This window comes from Blautia massiliensis (ex Durand et al. 2017) (assembly GCF_051861785.1).
GTDB lineage: Bacteria > Bacillota > Clostridia > Lachnospirales > Lachnospiraceae > Blautia_A > Blautia_A luti_A.
On sequence record NZ_CP146725.1, the window covers coordinates 2,599,008 to 2,620,567 of the forward strand.

21 protein-coding genes and 1 riboswitch are annotated in these 21,560 nt (G+C 45.8%); of the genes, 13 read left to right on the forward strand and 8 right to left on the reverse strand.

The features are described 5' to 3' along the window. Positions 1 to 4 precede the first annotated feature (4 nt). The 4 genes from V9W66_RS12280 (at position 5) to udk (ending at position 4,449) form a co-directional block, all read left to right on the forward strand. Positions 5 to 2,323 (forward strand): PfkB family carbohydrate kinase, encoded by a 2,319-nt coding sequence (locus V9W66_RS12280; protein WP_118071784.1) that lies wholly within the window; start codon positions 5 to 7, stop codon positions 2,321 to 2,323. Positions 2,324 to 2,458: 135 nt separating this feature from the next. Continuing rightward, positions 2,459 to 3,010, forward strand: coding sequence for an MATE family efflux transporter (locus V9W66_RS12285; protein WP_118071783.1), 552 nt, complete (start codon positions 2,459 to 2,461; stop codon positions 3,008 to 3,010). Positions 3,011 to 3,020: 10 nt separating this feature from the next. Then, positions 3,021 to 3,653 carry a methylenetetrahydrofolate reductase gene (locus tag V9W66_RS12290; protein WP_256137233.1) on the forward strand — a complete coding sequence of 211 codons (633 nt, stop codon included), beginning with the start codon at positions 3,021 to 3,023 and terminating at the stop codon, positions 3,651 to 3,653. A 175-nt stretch (positions 3,654 to 3,828) separates the two neighbouring features. After that, complete coding sequence (udk, locus tag V9W66_RS12295) at positions 3,829 to 4,449, forward strand: uridine kinase (protein WP_021976352.1); 621 nt, start codon at positions 3,829 to 3,831, stop codon at positions 4,447 to 4,449. Between the two features lie 111 nt (positions 4,450 to 4,560). Here udk and V9W66_RS12300 read toward each other — a convergent pair whose 3' ends face one another. Then, positions 4,561 to 4,782 carry a hypothetical protein gene (locus V9W66_RS12300; RefSeq protein WP_144093699.1) on the reverse strand — a complete coding sequence of 74 codons (222 nt, stop codon included), beginning with the start codon at positions 4,780 to 4,782 and terminating at the stop codon, positions 4,561 to 4,563. A gap of 577 nt (positions 4,783 to 5,359) precedes the next feature. On the opposite strand from V9W66_RS12300, the gene V9W66_RS12305 reads away from it, so the two are divergent. The 8 genes from V9W66_RS12305 to V9W66_RS12340 all read left to right on the forward strand — a co-directional run bounded on the left by V9W66_RS12305 (position 5,360) and on the right by V9W66_RS12340 (position 14,948). Beyond that, the gene (locus V9W66_RS12305) at positions 5,360 to 6,370 is read left to right on the forward strand and encodes a leucine-rich repeat protein (protein WP_144093700.1); all 1,011 of its coding nucleotides are present in this window, start codon (positions 5,360 to 5,362) and stop codon (positions 6,368 to 6,370) included. 247 nt (positions 6,371 to 6,617) lie between these two features. Further along, positions 6,618 to 7,946: a vWA domain-containing protein gene (locus V9W66_RS12310; protein ID WP_243121651.1), complete on the forward strand. Its 1,329-nt coding sequence runs from the start codon at positions 6,618 to 6,620 to the stop codon at positions 7,944 to 7,946. Further along, entirely contained in the window at positions 7,943 to 9,517 is a 1,575-nt protein-coding gene (locus tag V9W66_RS12315; RefSeq protein WP_144093701.1) for an AAA family ATPase, read from the forward strand. The genes V9W66_RS12310 and V9W66_RS12315 overlap by 4 nt, the downstream gene beginning before the upstream one ends. Before the next feature lie 252 nt (positions 9,518 to 9,769). Then, on the forward strand, positions 9,770 to 10,504 hold the full coding sequence (locus V9W66_RS12320) for a FadR/GntR family transcriptional regulator (RefSeq protein ID WP_144093702.1): 735 nt from the start codon (positions 9,770 to 9,772) through the stop codon (positions 10,502 to 10,504). Between the two features lie 264 nt (positions 10,505 to 10,768). Continuing rightward, complete coding sequence (locus tag V9W66_RS12325) at positions 10,769 to 11,962, forward strand: Ldh family oxidoreductase (protein ID WP_330575299.1); 1,194 nt, start codon at positions 10,769 to 10,771, stop codon at positions 11,960 to 11,962. Positions 11,963 to 12,018: 56 nt separating this feature from the next. Then, on the forward strand, positions 12,019 to 13,194 hold the full coding sequence (locus tag V9W66_RS12330; protein ID WP_144093703.1) for an NAD(P)-dependent malic enzyme: 1,176 nt from the start codon (positions 12,019 to 12,021) through the stop codon (positions 13,192 to 13,194). A gap of 178 nt (positions 13,195 to 13,372) precedes the next feature. Continuing rightward, positions 13,373 to 14,431 carry a histidinol-phosphate transaminase gene (gene hisC, locus V9W66_RS12335; RefSeq protein ID WP_144093704.1) on the forward strand — a complete coding sequence of 353 codons (1,059 nt, stop codon included), beginning with the start codon at positions 13,373 to 13,375 and terminating at the stop codon, positions 14,429 to 14,431. 16 nt (positions 14,432 to 14,447) lie between these two features. Further along, positions 14,448 to 14,948, forward strand: coding sequence for a COG2426 family protein (locus tag V9W66_RS12340; protein ID WP_144093705.1), 501 nt, complete (start codon positions 14,448 to 14,450; stop codon positions 14,946 to 14,948). Positions 14,949 to 15,119: 171 nt separating this feature from the next. Here the strand turns inward: V9W66_RS12340 and V9W66_RS12345 are convergent, their stop codons facing one another. From V9W66_RS12345 to V9W66_RS12375, 7 genes are read right to left on the reverse strand one after another with little or no spacing between them, the layout of a single operon-like run. Further along, positions 15,120 to 16,181 (reverse strand): type IV pilus twitching motility protein PilT, encoded by a 1,062-nt coding sequence (locus V9W66_RS12345; protein WP_186290032.1) that lies wholly within the window; start codon positions 16,179 to 16,181, stop codon positions 15,120 to 15,122. A 4-nt stretch (positions 16,182 to 16,185) separates the two neighbouring features. Then, on the reverse strand, positions 16,186 to 16,671 hold the full coding sequence (locus V9W66_RS12350; RefSeq protein ID WP_144093706.1) for a hypothetical protein: 486 nt from the start codon (positions 16,669 to 16,671) through the stop codon (positions 16,186 to 16,188). Then, positions 16,668 to 17,120 carry a hypothetical protein gene (locus tag V9W66_RS12355; protein WP_144093707.1) on the reverse strand — a complete coding sequence of 151 codons (453 nt, stop codon included), beginning with the start codon at positions 17,118 to 17,120 and terminating at the stop codon, positions 16,668 to 16,670. Before V9W66_RS12355 ends, V9W66_RS12350 begins: the two co-directional genes overlap by 4 nt. Continuing rightward, the gene (locus V9W66_RS12360) at positions 17,117 to 17,611 is read right to left on the reverse strand and encodes a DUF4860 domain-containing protein (protein ID WP_144093708.1); all 495 of its coding nucleotides are present in this window, start codon (positions 17,609 to 17,611) and stop codon (positions 17,117 to 17,119) included. Before V9W66_RS12360 ends, V9W66_RS12355 begins: the two co-directional genes overlap by 4 nt. After that, the gene (locus V9W66_RS12365; RefSeq protein WP_144093709.1) at positions 17,608 to 17,964 is read right to left on the reverse strand and encodes a hypothetical protein; all 357 of its coding nucleotides are present in this window, start codon (positions 17,962 to 17,964) and stop codon (positions 17,608 to 17,610) included. The genes V9W66_RS12360 and V9W66_RS12365 overlap by 4 nt, the downstream gene beginning before the upstream one ends. A gap of 12 nt (positions 17,965 to 17,976) precedes the next feature. Further along, positions 17,977 to 19,020, reverse strand: coding sequence for a type II secretion system F family protein (locus tag V9W66_RS12370; protein WP_144093710.1), 1,044 nt, complete (start codon positions 19,018 to 19,020; stop codon positions 17,977 to 17,979). Positions 19,021 to 19,041: 21 nt separating this feature from the next. Beyond that, on the reverse strand, positions 19,042 to 19,959 hold the full coding sequence (locus V9W66_RS12375; RefSeq protein ID WP_186290033.1) for a transglutaminase-like domain-containing protein: 918 nt from the start codon (positions 19,957 to 19,959) through the stop codon (positions 19,042 to 19,044). Between the two features lie 129 nt (positions 19,960 to 20,088). Further along, a riboswitch (cyclic di-GMP riboswitch) is annotated at positions 20,089 to 20,176 on the forward strand. Between the two features lie 160 nt (positions 20,177 to 20,336). Here V9W66_RS12375 and V9W66_RS12380 point away from each other — a divergent pair. Next, positions 20,337 to 21,332 carry an anthrax toxin lethal factor-related metalloendopeptidase gene (locus V9W66_RS12380; RefSeq protein WP_243121646.1) on the forward strand — a complete coding sequence of 332 codons (996 nt, stop codon included), beginning with the start codon at positions 20,337 to 20,339 and terminating at the stop codon, positions 21,330 to 21,332. Positions 21,333 to 21,560: the final 228 nt, after the last annotated feature.

Below are 21,560 nucleotides of genomic sequence, written 5' to 3' on the forward strand. Positions count from 1 at the left end.
GAAAATGAGAGAAATCGTAAGACCATCCCTACATTTTACACCACAGAAAGGCTGGATCAATGACCCTAATGGATTAGTGTTTTTTAAAGGACAATATCATATATTTTATCAGTATAATCCGTACCATGATAGCTGGGACAGTATGCACTGGGGGCATGCGGTAAGCCGGGACCTGATACACTGGGACGAATTGGAACCGGCACTGGTCCCCGATATGCCCTATGATAACGATAAAAACGGTGGATGCTTTTCCGGATCGGTTGTTGTACAGGATAATCAGCTATTTTTATTCTATACAGGAAGAACGGAAGATGAAACCGGTATTTTTGAGACGCAAAATCTTGCGGTGTCAAAGGATGGGAGACATTTCGTAAAGATAGAAGAAAACCCGTTGATAAATGAAGTCCCGGAAAAGGGAGGAAGAGATTTTCGAGATCCCAAGGTGTTTTTCGCGCAAGGAAAATGGAGAATGATCTGCGGAGGATCCACCGGAAGAATTGAACATCCAGAGAGCCGCGGAAGAATTTATCTTTTCTCTTCTACCGATCTGTATCATTGGACGTATAGCGGAATTTTGTACGAAGCAGAGCCTGGTGAGGGCAGAATGTTTGAATGTCCGGATGCCTTCTGCCTTGACGATGTCTGGTTTTTGACAGCTTCGCCGATGTATGAAAAAGACAGTGCAACGACGCTATATCTGTCCGGACAGGTGGATTTTGACAAATGTGAATTCCATAAAAAGATAAGCGGAACCTTGGATCTTGGAACTCATTATTATGCAGCACAGACATATCCGGTATTGAATGGGGAAATTCGGTCTGTTGCCTGGCTGGGAGGCTGGTTGTGGATGCCCTGGATCCGGGATTTCGGTCCCAAGGAAGGGTATCGTGGAATACTGGATGTATCACGAGTATGGTATTTAGATGATAACAGGCGTTTGTGTGCAAAAGTGGCTGATAAAGTGAAAGATGAGATGAAGCTCTTCCGCAGAACATTGGAAAAACATTGGACCGGTGAAAACATACCACCGCAAAGTCAGCCAGTAATGGTGGAATTGAAGGGAAAGCTGCCGGGAGATGGAGAGTTATTGTGCATTGATCTATATGATACAGATAGACATACCGTGACAATATGCTTTGATTATTCAAAGAAAGAAATGACCGTGAATTATAACCGGGCAGACACAGCTTCCAGATATGGTATACGAACTGTTTCCTGTGAAATGATGGAAAAAGAAACAGATATTGATATCCTCATAGACGGAAATACATTTACATTATTGTGGGAGCATGGTCTGTATCGTTATACAGGAAAATTATACCCACAAGGAAATATAGGCGTAGATATAAAATATAGGGCAAAACGGCATTATGATATTACCTCTCTGGGAGAGATATTGATTGATTTTACCGGGAAAAAAGAGAGTGAAAGACAAACATTGTCTTATACACAAAATCCGGGAGGTGCACCTGCTAATGTTGTGGTCGCGGCACAACGGCTGGGTGCCCAAACAGCATTTATCGGAAAAGTAGGAGAAGATTTCCTGGGTGATTTCTTAAAGGAAACACTGGATAAATGCGGTGTATCAACCGAAGGATTAATAAGTGATGCTGACTATTTTACAACACTTGCTTTTGTTAAACTGGCAGATAACGGAGAACGAAATTTTGCGTTTGCCAGAAAACCCGGAGCAGATATCAGACTGAAGGCTGAGGAAGTACGGAAAGATATAATCTGCCAAAGCCGTATTTTTCATGTAGGATCTTTGTCGTTAACAGATGAACTATCCAGAAATGCAGAGTTTATTGCATTAAAAGCTGCGAAAAATAATGGAATAATTATTTCTTATGATCCGAATTACAGAGCCAGTTTGTGGGATTCACAGGAAGAAGCCTGTAAATGGATGAGAAGTATTTTAGAATATGCAGATATCGTTAAAGTATCAGAAGAAGAGATTGAGCTCTTAACAGGTTATACGGATGTTCGGAAAGCAGCAGAGAGCATAACAGAGTATGGTGCAAAAATAGTACTCATTACTTTAGGCGAAAAAGGATCGTTTGTATATCTGCAGGATCAGCAGGAAGCATATGTTTCAGGTTATTCCAGCAAAGTTGTGGATACCACCGGTGCCGGAGATTCTTTTATGGGAGGCTTTTTATATAAGATTTGTGAATCCGGTAAGCGTATAGAAGAATATTCTTTACAGGAAATGATAGAATGTGTCCGCTTTGGAAATGCGATGGCTTCCCTATGTGTTGAGAGAGAAGGAGCAATACCTGCGATGCCTGTAATGGAAGAAGTGATTAAGAGGATCAATAGCTAACATAATCCGATCGATTGACAGCAAGAAGGAGCAACTCTGCAGTACCGGGAGTTGCTCCTTTTTGATATAATGATGTCGGGGTCAAAAGCCCCTGGCTTTGATGAAAAAGTCAGCTGAAGGCAGGAGGAAAATCATATGGAAACAAACTATGCAAAAAGTGCATACAGAACCTTTTTATTCTGGGGAGTATGTTCTTCTCTTGGGGTTACCATATCCACCCTTGTGGATGCTACTCTGGTAGGAAATTTTATAGGCAGTACCGGCCTGGCTGTGGCGAACATTGCAACACCGGTATTTCTGCTTTATTTACTTATGGGAATCACCTTAGGCGGCGGTGCAGGCGTCTTAATTGGGAAAAAACTCGGCGAAGCAGATCTGAAAGGTGTAAATCGGGTTTTCGGCTCCGTATTAAGTGTAGGACTGATAACAGGTGTGCTTTTCGCAGCTGTATCTCTCGTATTTCGCAGCGCATTATGCAGTCTGCTTGGTGCCACACCGGAGCTTTTGCCACAGGCACTGCAGTATCTGAACGTGGTGTTTGCCTTTGCCCCGATCTATGTGTTATATAATATTCTCTCTATTGCAGTGCGGACAGACGGCGCGCCAAAGCTGGCTGCCATTTCTTCAGCTGGGGTTATTGTCACAAATTTAAGCCTGGATCTGCTGTTTATGAAAGTGCTGACGTGACAGAAACCGTATCGCACTGGAGTCTGATCTTTTAAGTGCTGCGATGCTTGGTATTGAGAACATCCTCTGTCTGACAGGTGACCATACGAAGATGGGCGATCATCCGCAGGCAAAACCGGTATTCGATCTTGATTCCGTATCTCTTCTTCATACAGTACAGCTTCTCGAGTCCGGTGTAGATCTTGGAGGAAACCAGCTGGTTGGTGAGCCACCGAAATTCTCCAAGGGTGCCGTTGTATCTCCATGCAGCGATTCCGTTGACGCTCAGCTTGCAAAGATGGAAAGAAAGGTTGCCGCAGGTGCAGACTACTTCCAGACACAGGCTGTATTTGAGCCGGAGAAATTCATCAAATTTATGGAAAAAGCAAAACAGTTCGGAAAACCTGTACAGGTTGGTATCATCATTCCGAAATCTGCCGGAATGGCTAAGTTCATGAACAACAACGTAGCCGGCATCCATGTTCCGGATGAGATGATCGAGGAGCTGAAAGCAGACAAAGAGAAAACAAAAGCCGGTATCACAGGTGTTGAGATCGCTGCACGTATCATCAAAGAGTGCAAGCCATACTGTCAGGGTGTACATATCATGGCACTTGGATGGGAGTCCAAGATCCCGGCACTTCTGGAGCAGGCTGAGATCTGATCAGAATGATTGATTTATAAAAAATAACCAGAAAAGCTGTCCGGAACCGGATGCAGGAGATGCACACCGACCGGGCAGCTTTTGTGTGGGAAAAAGCTTCTTTATACGGAAAAACTCTTCGGGAAGCCTGCGTGATCCACAGCGGAAGAATTCTAGCTTAAGAGGTAAAGAGACGATGGAAAGTATTATTATCGGGATCGCCGGAGGGTCAGGCTCCGGCAAATCTACATTTACAAACAGACTGAAGAAGCATTTCGGAGACGATGTGGTGGTGATCTATCATGATAATTACTACCGCAGACAGGACGGAATTCCTTTTGAAGAACGTGTGAAGGTGAATTACGATCACCCGGATTCACTGGAAACCGATCTTCTGGTCGAGCATCTCAAAGAACTCAAGGAGGGCAAAACCATCCAATGTCCGGTATACGATTACAGTCAGCACAACCGCTCCGATAAAGTGCTGAAGATCGAACCAAGACCGGTCATTCTGGTAGAGGGAATCCTGCTTCTTGCAGATCCCCGTATCCGAGATCTTCTGGATATCAAGGTTTATGTGGAAGCAGATGCAGATGAGAGGATCTTAAGACGGATCTCCAGAGATGTGGAGGAACGTGGACGGGATTTAAACGGAATCATCGATCAGTATCTTACCACAGTAAAACCGATGCATTATCTGTATGTGGAGCCTACACGGGCGAAAGCGGATATTGTGATCAACAGCGGTAAGAATAATGTGGCCTTTGATCTGTTTGTGTCAAAGATCGGGCAGCTGCTGAAAGAACTGAAAAAATAATAAGTAAAATAAAAAAAGCATGTCATACCTTAGGACAGAGCGGATCAAGTTATATCCGTCTGGCTGTGTATGACATGCTTTTTTGAGCGGTTCAGGTGAAGTTGCCTGTATTCACACGCTCTGTATAAATTTTTCCACATAATATAAAGCTGCACCAATGGCAGGTGTATACTGCCCGTGGGTACCGACCAGAATCTGGCTTTTGTCCAGGGTGAATGGTGCGCCTGTGTTGATGTGTTCTAACAGATAATTAATATCTTCTTCTGTAAAATAAGGTGCCAGATATCCGCTGATGATGATCGGTGCATCGATGATCAGGTTCAGGTTTTTCATGGCAAAGGCCAGATGGTTCAGGTAATCTTCCCAGTGCTCAGTAAGCCGGGGAGATTTTTTCTGGGGCGGTTTCCTGTATAAAGTCAGCACATCCGAAAAGTAGCTGGACGAGCTGACCCAGGAGGATCTGAAGGAATTTGCCCGTTTCGGTAATGCAGTGGCCAGTCTCTGCGTGGAGAAGAAAGGTGCGATCCCGGCAATGCCGGAGCTTGCGCAGGTGGAACGCAGAATTGCAGAGTGATCGTATTCATAAAACTGTAGCAGAGTTGAATTTAAATTGCGAAGTGATTGTGTTCATGAGTGTGAAACAGAGTACAATACAGATATTCGTTTTGTGTTGCATACAGTCTGTCAGATATAAGATGATCAAAGATCATCGTGTATCCGGCGGGCTGTTTTATGTATTAGACAGAATTTGGAGTTGAGGGAAAATTTCTTGCATGAAATGGATAATGAGACTACAATGAGATGCAGATGTGCTATAGAAGATCGGGATCAGCAGTAGATGAGGTGATTCCTGAAGAATAAAAACGGGAAATGGATTTCGGATATCTGTTTCTTGGTATGATGGAGAATTATGAAAATACATTACAGAGTCAAAAAGAATACAATAGAAATCATCCGCTGTTACGGTACCGATAACCGGATCGTGATCCCGGCAGAAATTCAGGGGTTTCCGGTAGTCAGTGCGGCGCCGTATGCATTTTCCGCACATAAGGATGGTGAGGAAGAAGTGGAAGTCTGGGAGAATGAAGATGCATTTTCATTCGGAGAAGAGAGGCTTCTTGCCGGAGAGGAAGTGCAGGAGATCGTTTTCCCGGATACACTGAAGGAAATCGGAAGATATATTTTTTATGGGTGCAAAAAACTGGAACGGCTGGAATTTTCGGATACGCTGATGCAGGTGGGAACCGGGGCGTTTACAGGCTGCAGCGGGCTGAAGGAGCTTGTGATCCATCAGAAAAAGGGAATCAAATCCTGTGCAAAGGAAATCCTTGGGGAACTGTGGCAGAAGATCGATGTGGATTTTCTGTATGAAAACGGCGAGGCAGGTGGAAAACGTGCGCATATGGTTTTTCCGGAGCATTACGATGAGGCGGTGGAGAACACGCCTGCGAGAATTTTGTTTACGGAGTATCATGGCTCAGGAACCAATTACCGGCAATGCTTCTATAATAAAGAACTGGATTTCGCAGAGTATGACAGCCTGTTTGATATGGCAGTGGTAATGGATAAGCTGGAGGTTCTGGTGGATATGAGCTTCGGACGACTTTGTTATCCGTGGCAGCTGAGCGAAAAGGCGAAGAAGCAGTATGAGGATTATATCCGGGGAAATCTTAAGGATATCGGGGAATTTCTGGTGGAAAGCGGAAGCTTAAATGGTCTGGAGCTGCTTTCCCGGGAAAAACTCTGGAACAGAGAGGGCCTGGAACACAGTATTGATGTGGCGTCCGGGAAGAAGGATATGGAGATTTCCGCATTTCTGATGAATGAACGCAGCCGGATGCTGAAGGAAGAGCAGAAGGCTGCCGGGGAAACAGAAAATGATGGGCGGCCAGCGAGACGGAGGAAGAAATTTCAGCTGTAAGTTGGAAGAGCCGGATGACAAATTGAGGAGATCTTGCGTAGAATGGTATACGAACATTTGCTTTATACAGAAAAATTAAGTTTATAAAGTGTCTGAGAGAATATGAGAAAAATAAGCTACAAGTGAATTATGAGATTATGTGTAAACAATAATGGTAAATTAATGAAAAAAGAACTGCAACAGCAGATCAGAGGAGGTGGAAATCCTGAATGGCATAGAAACAACTGAAAACAATAAAAATAACTTCCTGCCCGGTCAGGGATCCAATCCCCAGGAGGCAGCCCAGCGTCTCCAGGATATCGGCAGCAGCATCCTCCGGGCGGCAAGAGACGAGCTGTATCTTGGCATGCGTTTTCTGGATGTGGCGCTGAGCAGCTTTATTTATCAGATGGATGGTTCGGTCAGTCCGTTTGGAACAGACGGGGCTGTAATGTACTTCCATCCGGCACAGCTTGGCGGGCTTTATAAAGAAAACAGAATTCTTGTGAATCGAGGATATCTCCATATGGTATTTCACTGCATTTTCCGGCACTTTGGGAAGCCGGGAACAGAGAAGCGTCTGTGGAATTTAAGCTGCGATATTGCGGTGGAGCATATGATCGACGGGATTTATCACCGCTCAGTCCGATATTCCAGAAGTCTTCTCCGGAGGGAAACCTACCGTCTTCTGGAAAAGGAAAAGAAGACGCTGAATGCAGAGAGAATCTACAAGATTCTGAAAGAAGAATTTCTGAAGGAAAAAGAACTGGCACAGCTTGAAAAAGAGTTCTACGTGGACGACCATAAATACTGGGCAAACCAGCAGCCTGACCGGAAACCCAATCCCCTGATGAGTAAAAAATGGGGAGATATCAGCGAAGGAACCGAGACAGATCTGGAGACCTTTTCCAGGGAGGCAGGAGCGCAGGACGGAGATTTTCTGGACCAGCTGAAAATAGAGAACCGGGAACGATATGATTATCGGGAATTTCTGCGGAAGTTTGCAGTATTTCGGGAAGAACTGACTGTAGATCCGGACAGCTTTGATTATAATTTTTATACCTACGGGCTTTCCCTTTACGGGAATATGCCGCTGATCGAACCACTGGAAACCAGAGAAGTGAAAAAAGTTTCGGAATTTGTCATTGTGATCGATACCTCCATGTCCTGTTCAGGAGAACTGGTACAGAGATTTCTGGAGGAAACCTATGGGATCTTAAGCGACAGCGGGAATTTTTTCCAGAAGGTAAATATACACATTATCCAGTGTGATGAGAAGGTGCATTCGGATGTAAAGATCACCGGTGCAGAGGAATTGCAGGAGTATATGAACAGCCTGGAACTTTACGGTGATGGAGGTACAGATTTCCGTCCGGCATTTGCCTATGTGGAAGAACTGATGGAAAAGAGGGAATTCGAAAATCTGAAAGGTCTGGTGTATTTTACAGACGGATACGGGATTTTTCCGGCAAAGATGCCGCCATACCGGACAGCATTTGTATTTATGGAGCAGGAGCCTGAGGATGTGGATATCCCGGCCTGGGCCATGAAGCTGGTGATCACGGAGGAAGAATTACAAGGAGAAGAAATACCATGAACATAAAACGAGCAAAGCAGGAGATCAGAGATTCCATAGAAGCATATCTTTCAAAGGACGAATTCGGTGAGTACCGGATCCCGGCGATCCGACAGAGACCGATCCTTCTTATGGGCCCTCCGGGAATCGGAAAGACACAGATTATGGAACAGATAGCAGGGGAATGCGGGATTGCTCTTGTTTCCTATACCATTACCCACCACACCAGGCAGAGTGCTGTGGGACTTCCTTTTATTGTAAAAAAGAATTATGGTGAGGAAGAATTTTCTGTCACGGAATATACCATGAGTGAGATCATTTCGTCCGTTTACGACAAAATGGAAAAAACAGGTCTGAAAGAAGGCATCCTGTTCATTGATGAGATCAACTGCGTATCTGAAACACTGGCGCCGATGATGCTGCAGTTCCTTCAGGGAAAAACCTTCGGAAACCAGAAGGTGCCGGAAGGCTGGGTGATCGTCACAGCAGGCAACCCGCCAGAATATAACAAATCCGTCCGGGAATTCGATGTGGTCACTCTGGACCGTATCAAGAAGATCGATGTGGAGGCAGACTTTGATGTATGGAAGGAATACGCCTATCAGCAGGGAATTCATCCGGCGGTGATCTCCTATCTGGAGCTTCGCAGAAAAAATTTCTACAGGGTGGAGAATACCGTAGACGGAAAGATCTTTGCCACAGCCAGAGGCTGGGAGGATCTTTCCCGTCTGATCCAGGTTTATGAGATCCTTGGAAAAACCGTAGACCGTGAGGTGGTCAGTCAGTACATTCAGCACAGGATGATCGCGAAGGATTTTGCAGGCTATCTGGCTCTTTGTTATAAGTACAGAACGGACTATAAAGTGGAGGACATCCTGAAAGGAAAGTGGGATTCCATTACTCTGGGCAAGATCCGCGCGGCCTCCCTGGATGAGCATCTGAGCGTTGTAAGCCTTCTCAACGGAAAGCTCAGCGAGCTTTTTACAGAATGCTGTCTTACCGATGCCTATCTCACGAAACTGTATGATTATATGGTGTACTTCAGAGAAGATCAGGACAGCCTTACAGCAAAAAATCTCCTGGAAAAAGCAGAGGCGGATCTTGAAAAGGATAAAAAGAGTGAGCTTCTTACAAAACAGCAGGAGCGTATACAGAAACGTGTTGTGTCATTTTTTGAAAATGCGTCCGGATTGGAAGCAACCGGATCAGATAAAACCGGATCCGACTCAGGCCCGGCAGGAGGCAGAAGTGCTGCAGCAGAATCGGAAGTTCCATCGTCAAACCGGAACTATGAGTTTGTGAAAGTCCTTTTTGAATCCGAAACCGAAGCCTACGAAAACCGAACCAACGAAATATCCTTTACTCTTCAGAACGTCTTCGACTTTATGGAAGCTGCCTTTGGGGACAGTCAGGAAATGGTGGCATTTATCACAGAACTGAATGCCAACTATTATAGTCTCTGGTTCATTCGGGAGAACGGTTCTGACCAGTATTACAGGCATAATAAAGGTCTTCTTTTTGACGACCGCCAGAAAATGCTTCTGGGCCAGATGGAGGAAGTAGAAAACATTCTCAATAATGGAATAAAATAATATGTCTTACCAATTTATTATTTACTATTGATTAAATTGGGGAATTATCGTATAATATTTACTATAAAAGTCCAGAAAATAGAGAGGGCAAATAGTCAAAATGCACAGACTGGCTGAAGGGCTGCAGAGCGATCATCTGGTGCAGAACTGTATGATGACTGAGAATGGTAAATATCCACTTGTCTATATTCCGGGATTTTTATGTAAAGGAAGGCAACACAATAATAAAGGAAGGCGGCCGAAACGGACGACATGTTTACAAAGATTACAGAAGAACGAGCATTTGACGGAATATTAGCGCAGATCATAGAAAATATCCGGTTGGGAGAGCTGAAGCCGGGGGACACTTTACCTGCGGAACGTGTTATGGCAGAATCACTGGGAGTTTCCAGACCTGCTGTCCGTGAAGTCCTGCGGGCACTGGAGCTGATGGGAATTGTCACAACGGTCCGCGGCGGAGCCAACTATATTACCGAGAATATGGATCAGTGGCTTTCTGCACCACTGGCCCTTCTTTTTCAGCTGAATAACAGCCATGTACAGCAGGTACAGGAACTTCGTTCTGCGCTGGAGCAGGAGGCTGCGCTTCTTGCAGCCGGGAATTGTACGGAGAAGGATGCATTAGATCTGCGTTCCATCCTGGCACAGCTGGAGAGCTCAGAGGACGAGAAAGCCCGTGCAGGTCTTGATAAGAAGCTTCATACGAAGATTGGCAGGATCGCAGGGAATCCTATGATCTATAATGTTCTGGATGCGGCAGCGCAGCTGACAGAGGAGATCATTTCCGGTACCCGAGCTTATATTATGCAGAAACATAATTCCGCTCTTGAGGTGGATGACCAGCACAGAAGACTGGTGGGAGCCATTATTTCCGGAGACCGGAACCAGGCGGAGAAGCTGATGCGCGAACATATGGAAACCATTGAGAAATATATAATGGAGATCGCACAGCAGCAGGGTGAGAACAGCCTTGTATTTCATCGCTGATCCACCTGACAAAAATTAAATAAAATTTCAGTAAAAATCCCGTTAATTTGGTAAGACCACTATTGATTTTGGTAAGACCGAGTGCTATAATAGGAACTGTATTGGTAATACTAAAAAGTTTGATATTATGGCAGCATCCTGAAGGCTTCATGACGAGACAGCATAAGTTGAGACAGCATGAGGCAGGACAGCGTAAGACGAGACAGCGTAAGACGAGACAGCACAGGATGAAGGTTACTGTATCCCTGCAGTATTATATAAAGTATGCAGCAGGCCACAGCGTGGGCGGTAACCTGCCGGAAATATCAGGAGAAAGGACTTGCGATTATGGGATATGTAAAATGGAGTTATGACACACTGAACCATTTCTGCGGAGATGTTTTTAAAGCGTTTGGCTTTTCTGAGGAAGAAGGAAGCATCATTAAAGATGTTCTTCTGACTGCTGATCTGTATGGGATCGAGAGCCACGGAATGCAGAGGATGGTTCGTTACCATAAAGGAATCGAGAAGGGGACTATTCATCCCCAGGCGAAACCGGAAATTGTTTTTGAAACACCGATTTCTGCCGTGGTAGACGGACATAACGGAATGGGCCAGCTGATCAGTCATTTTGCCATGGAAAAGGCAATTGAGAAGGCAAAGACAACTGGTGTGGGAATCGTAAGTGTACGAAATTCCAACCATTTCGGTATTGCAGGATATTATGCGAACATGGCCTGCCATGAAGGCCTTCTTGGAATGGCATGTACCAACTCCGAGGCGATCATGGTACCGACTTTTGGAAGAAAGGCTATGCTGGGCTCCAACCCGATCGCAGTCGCTATGCCTGCAGACCCGTATCCGTTTTTCTTTGACTGTTCCACAACAGTTGTAACCAGAGGTAAACTGGAAATGTATAATAAGATGGGCAAGCCTCTTCCGAATGGCTGGGCACTTGACAAAAACGGTCATGCCAGCAATAATGCACCGGATGTACTTGCAAACATCGTAGCCAAGAAGGGCGGTGGAATCATGCCTCTTGGTGGAAACGAGGAAGTCAGCGGAAGCCATAAGGGATATGGCTATGGAATGCTCTGTGAGCTGTTCAGCTCTATTCTTTCCATGGGCGTTACCTCCGACAAATGCTGTACATTCCCGGATAAGACCGGTATCTGCCATGGATTTATGGCGATCAACCCGGCGGCATTCGGAGATCCGGATGCGATCCGCAAGCATTTTTCAGAATATCTTGAGGCACTTCGGGAGAGTCCGAAGGCAGACGGTCAGGACAGGATCTATACACACGGCGAGAAAGAGGTAGCTGCTGAAAAAGACAGAAAAGAGAATGGCATTCCGGTCAACGACAATACCATGGTAGAGCTTGCTAATCTCTGCAGTTATCTGAAGCTTGATTTTGGCGCTTATTTTGAAGGCTATGAGCTTCCGAAGGACAGTAGATTCTTTAATGGTAATTATTAATTCAGGTAATCCTTTTGAAATGAAATATATCATAATTATCCAAGGAGGAAAAGAAAATGGATTATGCAAAAGAGTCATTAAGACTGCACGGAGATTGGAAAGGTAAGATCGAGGTTGTTACAAGAGTGCCGGTTGAGAATAAAGACGACCTTTCTCTTGCATATACACCAGGTGTAGCTCAGCCTTGCCTTGAGATCCAGAAAGATATCAATAAATCCTACGAGCTTACAAGAAGATGGAATATGTGTCTTGTTGTAACAGACGGTTCCGCAGTTCTTGGTCTTGGTGACATCGGACCGGAAGCCGGTATGCCTGTAATGGAAGGTAAATGTGTACTTTTCAAAGCATTCGGCGATGTAGACGCATTCCCGCTTTGCATTAAGAGCCATGATGTAGATGAGATCGTAAATACAATTTACATGATCTCCGGATCCTTCGGTGGTGTTAACCTTGAGGATATCTCCGCTCCGAGATGCTTTGAGATCGAGAAAAAACTGAAAGAGAAATGTGATATTCCGATCTTCCACGATGATCAGCACGGAACTGCAGTTATCACACTTGCAGGTCTGACAAACGCTCTGAAGGTTGTCGGAAAGAAGAAAGAGGATGTTCGTATCGTTATGAACGGTGCAGGTGCAGCTGCTATCTCTATCTGCAGACTTCTTCTGAAAGCAGGCTTCAAGGATGTTACACTCTGCGATAGAAAGGGTGCCATCTATGAGGGACGTACAGAAGGAATGAACCCGGTTAAGGAAGAGATGAGCAAGCTCACAAACCTTCAGAAGAAACAGGGATCTCTTGCAGAGATGCTGGTTGGCGCGGATGTATTTATCGGTGTTTCCGCTCCTGGAGCAGTTACAATAGATATGGTTAAGACCATGAACAAAGATGCCATCATCTTCGCATGCGCAAACCCGATACCGGAGATCTTCCCGGATGACGCAAAAGCAGGCGGAGCAAAGGTTATCTCCACAGGAAGAAGTGACTTCCCGAACCAGATCAACAACGTTCTTGCATTCCCTGGAATCTTCCGTGGTGCATTTGATGTAAGAGCAAGTGATATCAACGATGAGATGAAGATCGCAGCTTCCAAGGCTCTTGCAGATCTGATCACAGATGAGGAGCTTTCTCCGGAGTATATCATTCCGAAGGCATTCGACAAGAGAGTCGGACCGGCTGTCGCAAAAGCAGTAGCGGAGGCAGCAAAAGCAACAGGCGTAGCACGTATCTGATCTTAAGCGCCTGACACGAACCAAAACAGCCCTTCATTAAGAAGAATATATCAGACACCCGTACTCTGTAACCCGATACGGGTGTCTTTTTGTTTCCCGGCAGGTGGTATTACCCTTTGACAAATGTCCTCGCAGTGAGTACAATAGCAAAAGAATATGATAGGAGGTTAAGCACAGCATGAAACCATGGGAAGCTAATATACGAAAAGTAGTGCCGTATACTCCTGGCGAGCAGCCAAATGAGAGAGGCATGATCAAACTGAATACAAACGAGAATCCATATTCACCGGCCCCGGGTGTGGAGAAGGCGCTGAAAGCCCTTGATGCTGATACCCTGAGACTTTATCCGGATCCGACAGCAGGAGACCTGATACACAGTATTGCCGCGTTCTACGGCCTGAAGGATGAGCAGGTATTTACAGGCGTTGGTTCCGATGACGTACTGGCTATGTGTTTTCTCACATTTTTTAATTCAGAGAAACCGATCCTGTTCCCGGATATCACCTATTCTTTCTATGATGTATGGGCAGATCTTTTAAGGATCCCATATGAGCGCCCGGCATTAGATGAGGAGTTCCATATCCGTAAGGAAGATTATTTCCGTGAAAACGGCGGAATCGTATTCCCTAACCCAAATGCACCGACCGGCGTGGAAATGCCTCTTTCCGAGATCGAGGAGATCGTGGCAAAGAATCCGGAGAGTATCGTGATCGTAGATGAGGCGTACGTGGATTTCGGAGCAGCATCCGCACTGCCGCTGATCGAAAAATATGATAATCTGCTTGTTGTGCAGACCTTCTCCAAGTCCAGATCCCTGGCAGGAATGCGTATCGGATATGCCTTCGGAAATCCGGAGCTGATCAAATATCTCAATGATGTGAAATATTCCTTTAACTCCTATACCATGGATCGTACTACCATCGCGGCTGGTGTGGCATCTATGGAGGATAAGGCATATTTTGAGGAATGCTGCCATAAGATCATTACAACAAGAGAGTGGACAAAGGCAGAGCTCAGGAAGCTTGGATTTTCCTTCCAGGATTCCAGATCCAACTTTATCTTTGCCACACATGAGAGCTGTCCGGCCAAAGAGCTTTTCACAGCACTGAGGGAGAAACATATCTATGTAAGATATTTCCCGAAGGACAGGATCGACAATCATCTCCGTATCACCATCGGTACCGATGAGGAGATGAAAAAGCTGGTAGAATTCCTGACGGAATATCTGCAGAAATAACAGTTAAGGAGGTATTATGGAAGTACTGGTACAATGGTTTTCACACCACCTTGCACAGTTTATCTCTCCCGAGGGAGCTGTGTTCATCATTTCTATGATCCCGATACTGGAGCTTCGAGGCGGCCTTCTGGCAGCCTCTCTGCTGAAGATATCGGCTGCGAAGGCACTGCCGATCTGTATCGTGGGAAATATTGTTCCGATTCCGTTTATCCTGCTTTTTATCCGGCAGATCTTTAAATGGATGAAAAAAACAAAGACGTTCAGAGGTCTGATCACAAAGCTGGAAAACAGAGCTATGGGAAAGAGTGACCAGATCAAGAGATATGAATTTCTTGGACTTTTGCTGTTTGTGGGAATCCCTCTTCCGGGCACAGGAGCCTGGACAGGTGCACTGATCGCCTCTCTTCTTGAGGTGGATATCAAAAAATCCTCCATTGCGATCCTGGGCGGACTTTTTATGGCAAGTGCCATTATGTATATTGTTTCTTATGGAATTGTAGGAAATGTAGTGCATTGATCGATCGCAGAGAAGGAATGTCTTTTTGATCGAAATCGGATTGAAAATAAAGAAATCCCTTACCGGATCTGTAAAATGATATGTGTTCTGTATTCCGGAAACATATCAGAGATCGGTAAGGGATTTTTTATGTGTTTTTACATATCAGGCAGAGTTATACCGAGAAGATCCTTACATAAGTCTGCGCTTCAGCATGTCCGTGTTTAAAGCGTATTTCAGAGCTGTATCCCTGGTGATACGGCCTTTTTTATATAATTCCAGAAGGCTCTGATCCATAGAACGCATCTGCTCCTGACCGGATGTGGAGATCACGCCTTCGATCTGATGTACTTTATTGTCGCGGATCATATTGCGGATGGCAGGAGTCAGGCGCATGATCTCGAAAACAGGAATGTTGCGTCCGTCCACATCCGGGATCAGCTGCTGGGAGATCACAGCCTGAAGGACCATGGAAAGCTGGAGGGCAATCTGATGCTGCTGGGATGGCTCAAACACGTCCATGATGCGTTCGATGGTGTTGGCTGCTCCCAGAGTATGCAGGCTGGAAAGGACAAGATGACCGGTTTCCGCAGCGGTCATGGCAGTCTGGATGGTTTCATGATCACGCATCTCTCCAAGAAGGATCACATCCGGGCTCTGGCGTAGTGTGGCACGAAGAGAAGTCAGATAGCTTTCGGTGTCGGTACAGATCTCGCGCTGGCTGACGATACAGCGATCATGGCGGTGGAGATATTCCAGAGGATCCTCCAGAGTGATGATGTGGCCCTCCCGGGTATGGTTGATCCTGTCGATCAGACAGGCCATGGTGGTGGATTTACCGCTTCCGGCAGAACCGGTAACAAGGACCATGCCACGGGTATATTCGGAGATGTTCATCACATCCTCGGGAATGGAAAGCTCTGCAGGATCCGGCAGCCGGAAGGCGATCACACGGATCACGGCAGCCAGGGAACCACGCTGCTTGTAGGCATTGACACGAAATCTGGAAACACCGGGAATGGAAAAAGAAAAGTCATCATCACCGGTTTTCATAAGACGGGATATATCGCGGTTTTCCGCAAGGCCGTAAATGGCGCGGAGTAAATTTTCTGTCTGATCAGGCATCAGCCTGTCACCACGGTCCAAAAGATGACCGTCGATTTTTTCTGCCAGAGGGCGGCCTGCGATGATAAAGATATCAGAGACACGCCGGTTGGCAGCTTCTGCCAAAAATTCAGGAATAGAGATATCCATAGATTTATTCTCCTTTAAATACATTCTGGTGGTTGTCAGGTTTCCAGGATCCGGTAAGCTCTGTGTTCCATTGCAGGATCTGATAAGCGGAAGAGCTTTTTTTCTGCGGGTAAAAAAGCTCAAGCACTACAGAAAGCTGTTGTGTCTCGGAAATTCCAACGGAGAAGGAAAGGGTGTGGCTGTGGGAATCCCAGCTGAGATCGTTCCTTGTGTCCGCAAGCTTTTGTATCATGGAAAAATATCTGGTCTCATCGGAAGCTTTTTCCCTGTATTGCTCCAGATCATCACGGATTTCTGAAACGGTTTCCGTGGCGCTTGCGCAGCCGGTGTAATAATTTTCGGTCTGTTCCATAGAATGTCTGGCTGTGTTAAGACTGGATCTGGAGCTTCCAAGAGTAAGCAGAGCAAGTACACAGAGACACAGCACAGAGAAGATAAGAAACAGGGAAGGAATGCCGACAGTTACAAAAAACGTATGCTTCTGTTTCAATGTACAGCCTCCCTTCTGTAGTCATCAACAGGAAAACGCAGGGTGATCCGGTAAAGCTCACTGCAGTTGGAAAGCCGCCGGAAAGAAAGCTCGCCGGATTTTTCTGAAGAAGAAATATCTGTTTCCAGGATCATTTCACAGGCGGCTTTTCCGGAAGAGCAGCTCTGCCAGTTACGGTCATAATACCAGATCAGATTGGTGTTCTTTTTGATGCCCCCCGGAAGCAGAGAGAGGAACTGTTCATCGGTTCCGTCAGTGCCTTCCAGTATCTCGCCCACGGAGGTTGTGAGAGACTGGATCTGGTTCCACTGTTCTGCCTGGAGCCGGTTTTTCCGTGCTGCCGCGAAGATCTGGATGCAGGCAGCTGAGGAAAGTGACAGAAACAAAAGGGCAAGGATCATTTCCATCAGAAAAAGGCTGGTACCGGAATTATGTCTTGATTCTTTCATGATGCCTCCTTTTTGCCAGTGCGATGAAGCAGGAATTCCGAGCGGACTCCCGTGGTACTTTCCAGGGAAAAGTGGTAAAAACCATTTTTCATTTCCGAAAACCGGAAATCGGAAAGCTGTGAGATGACGGTTCCTGCATCGGAACTGGCCTGAGAGCCTTTTGCAGTGAAAAGCTCCATCAGACTGTCATTCTTCAGGTAAATATACGTGATATATTCTTTTCCTTTGATATCGTCCCGGAAACAAAGGGCAGGAATATCATCCAGGGAACCGGAAAAGATCTCATCGCCGCGGTCGTGCTGCCGGAATTTGGTAGTCAGATAAGTTGCTGCGGTCCCAAGCTCGGAATCGGAGTCAGTCTGTTTCACAGTCTGCTGGTAAATCCGGGCGGAAAATAGCAGCATCAGTATAAGGAACAGAACAAAAACACCGAAAAGAAGAAGCGAAAAAAGAGAAGAAACGGAATGTCCGGTGTTCTTCCGATGATTCATGAGGCATTCCCTCCTTTCGCACTGCCGGACAGAGCGATCACGCTGATAGACGGCAGGAGATTGGAACCGTTAGGAACATACTCTACTACGAATTTGGTTTTGTCATAAATGATATGATAATCCAAGAGAAGCTGGGACAGACTTTCGGGATATGTGCCTGTGAGGGCATAGGTGCGGATGGCACCGTTTTTCAGTGCCTGTTCCAGAGCATCCTGTTCTTTGTGTACGGCCTGGCCGGAGGTGCTGCTGACACCTGCCACAAACAAGGTGCAGGATAAAACCAGAAGCAGCGCCGGAAAGAGAAGAAAAAATGCTCTGAGAAATTTTGTTCTGCGGCTTTCAAAAAGTTCCATATGGTCACCACCTTACATTGCAAAATCTGAGAGGATCCCCAGAAGCGGCATCATGACGGATAAAAGGACCAGCCCCACAAGAAGAGACAGCAGGATCACGATGGTAGGCTCCACAATGGAGACTGCCTGTGAGATCAGATCTATGGATCTTTCGGTGTACTGCCGGGAAAGCCTGCGGAAGGTTTCGTCACTGGAACCGGAATAGAAGGATATCGTGATGAGACGGCCTTCCATGCCGCCGAACAGCCCGGATTCTGTAAGAGCCCTGGAAAAAGTTTCTCCGCTATCCAGGATAGAGGAAGCCTTCCGGAGTCTTTCGAGTATCACCGGCTGTGAGATCAGATCCTTTGTAAGCTCCAGGCTGGTTTCCGGGGAAAGTCCGCTCCGAAGCCCCAGGGAAAGACCCTGGGTCAGACGACTGTAATCCATGGCAACCGGGATCTCACGGAAAAACGGGAGATGGATGGCCATTTTTCGCAGCTGGCTGTGACCTTTTTCCGTAAGACTGAAAAACAGGATGCAGCCAATGAGGGCTGTGGCGAGGATCAGAAAAACAGAGGAATACCGGCTGATCACGTTGCCTGCATTCAGAAGTCCCCGGGAAACCCCGTTCATTTCCATCCCCATCTGGTTAAATACCTGTTGAAATACCGGCAGGACTTTTATCAGAAGGACCAGGATCACAACAGCCATCATGCCAAGCATGAGCAGCGGGTAAGTGACTGCAGACCGTATCTGTCCTGAGATTTCTTCCTCCTGTTCATAGTGGGAACTGAGACTTTCCATGATCTCATCCAGGCAGCCGGTTTCCTCACCGGTCCGGACATAGGCGGTCATGGATGTGGGAAAGATCCCTGATTCGTCAAGAGCACGGGAAAGAGAACCGTTTTCTTCCACGGAACGGATCAGGGGGGTGAGGATCTGCCGGTCTGCATCGGTCTTGCTTTCGTCACAGAGGATGTGAAGTCCTTCCGCTGTGGATATGCCGGAATGCAGAAGCATTCCCATCTGCCCGCAGAAACTGGATAATTCCCGGGCTGTCAGTTTGTTTTTCATAATAAGGTCTCCTTTAGTGGGTCAGCGCGTGAACTGTACCGTATAATTGCTTTCATCCCCGATATATTTCTGGATCGCTTCATCACCATCACTGTTGGCGTCAAAGGTGGGATCCATCAGCTTCCAGGTGTCTCCGTCAAAAGATACTGCCTTTGTCACCCAGCCTCTGCCACGGATATAAACATCGATCCATGCATGCTTTACATCACCGGAATAGCCGATCTGAAGCTTGCAGGGAATGTCCTGGCTGCGGAGCATTGCAGTAGTCAGTGCAGCGTAATCAAAACAGATCCCCGTGCCGGTGCTTAAAGTATCATCTACATCAGGAAGATAACCGGCTTCGACAGAATCAGCTTTGTCATAATCGTAGGAAATATGACTGGTAACATATGTATAGAAGGTTTTCAGGATGTCGATATCGGTCATGTCTTCTTTGACAAGAGAGGCTGCCAGTTTGCAGGCTTCACTTTTGGAAGAAAAGTCCACGTACTGGTTTGGATACAGAAACGGAAGAAATTCATTCTGAAGCTTTATTGTGAGCGTTTCCGTGTAAAGGGCGGCATACTGGTTTCCATCAACCTGCTGATAGCAGGTGATGAGATACTCACCGGAGCCTTCGGAAAAAGGAAGTACCGTCTGTTCATCAGGTTCCAGAAAATAGGAATAGACCACACCGGAGGGAGCAGTAAGCTGAATGTTCATGCGGGAATCATCGGAATCGGATTCTGCAGTCAGATATCCCTGATCCTGATTGGAAATATCCAGGATCAGAGGGGAACTGCCCAGTGTTTTTTTGCCGGGGGCCTCCGGGGTGAGGACTCTGGCCGGAGAATATACCGGAGGTTCTTCATCGGAGGAAGGAGAATTTCCACAGCCTGCCAGCAGGATTCCGAAAAGCAGCCATACAAAAAAGAGACGGACTGGTAAAAATTTTGACATAGTTTCCGTTCTCCTGTTATATCATGCTTTCTTTTTGAACAGTATAGCAGATTCCGTGAAAAAAAGACAGGAGCAGGGCTCAAAATGCAGTGGAAAATGTTGACATTTCAGGGAAAAAAACATATACTATACATATAAAGGCAAACCTGTTGAAAGACAGGGACGCAAAGCCATGGGTCTAAGGTCCGAAGGATGACTATGACAGCCGGTTGCCGCATTAAATTCCGATTTAATGACGTATTTAGATAATATCTATGAACAAGAAACTGTGTGTGAATGCGGTCGTTTATTTCGTTAGAATAAGCGGCTTTTTTGATGTCTAAAATCCGGTTTAGGGTGGAAACTGAAACGTCGGCTTTCAGAAAGGTGTGAATGATATGAAAAGGACAGATATCCGTAAAATTTTTACAGGCAGGAAAAAAGCTTTAGCAGGATGCCTTGCAGCTGTTATTGTACTGGCAGGTGGTTTTAATGTCTGGCAGTCGTCACAGGTTCCGGAATTTCCGGATTTTACAGATCCGGTAATGGAGACTACCATCACAGAGGACGACACTCCACTTGCTTCAAAACCGAAGGTGACTACCAAAACGACTTCAAATACCAAGACAACCAGAAAAATAGTTGAGCTGAAAAAAGCGGCGACCAAGACTTATACCAAGAAGCTTCCGACTACCAATAAGAAGAGTACGACCACAAAGAAAACAAACAGAAATACAACCGTAAAAACATTAAAGACAGTTAAGACTGCAACAACACAGAAATACACAAAGAAATCAAAAACAGCCGTTCAGACACGGAAAGTAACTACAACCATTCAGACGATCACAACAGTCATGGCGGCTTCAGCTACTGCCGGCAAAGCGAATGCAGCTTCCACAAAAAAAGTAGAAAACATCAGCATGGACAGCAAATATTCAGTAAGCAATATTGCTTCCATTGCACCGAAGATGGACAGCAGGGTGCTCAAAGCCTACAAGAAGCTTGGATTTACTGTAACGATCGATCCGTCTGTTAACTACGGAGGCTGCTTTAACGCACATTCAAGAAGCATCATCCTTCGTTTTGCGGATGAGACAATCTACCATGAGCTGGGACATTTCCTTGCTTTTGTTGCGGGAAACGTAGACAGAACAAGTGATTTTGCCGCAGTTTATAACAGCGAAAAATCCAAATTTACAGGTATCAACAGAAGCTATGCAACGCAGAACAGTTCAGAATATTTTGCAGAATCAGTGCTTGAGTATGTAACAAGTCCGTCAACACTTAAGAGACAGAGACCAAAAACGTATGCAGCGATCGTGGCGGCTCTGAATAAAATTACTGATGAACGTATCCAGAGGGTCATGGATATATACGGACCGTTCTGGAGATAAAAAAGAAGCATACAGGAACATTGGATCTGTCCGGGAGAGATCTCCCGGGCAGATTTTTTTCTTTTTTGTGAGAAAAGTATAAAAAAAATGTCGATAAATATTTCTTGCAATAGACTCTATAAGGTGTGTATAATGAAACATAAGCTGAAAACACGCTTTCATTCAAAAAAAGTGCAGCCATGTCAGGTTGTATCTGATTCCATAAACAACAAATATATAATTTATCAG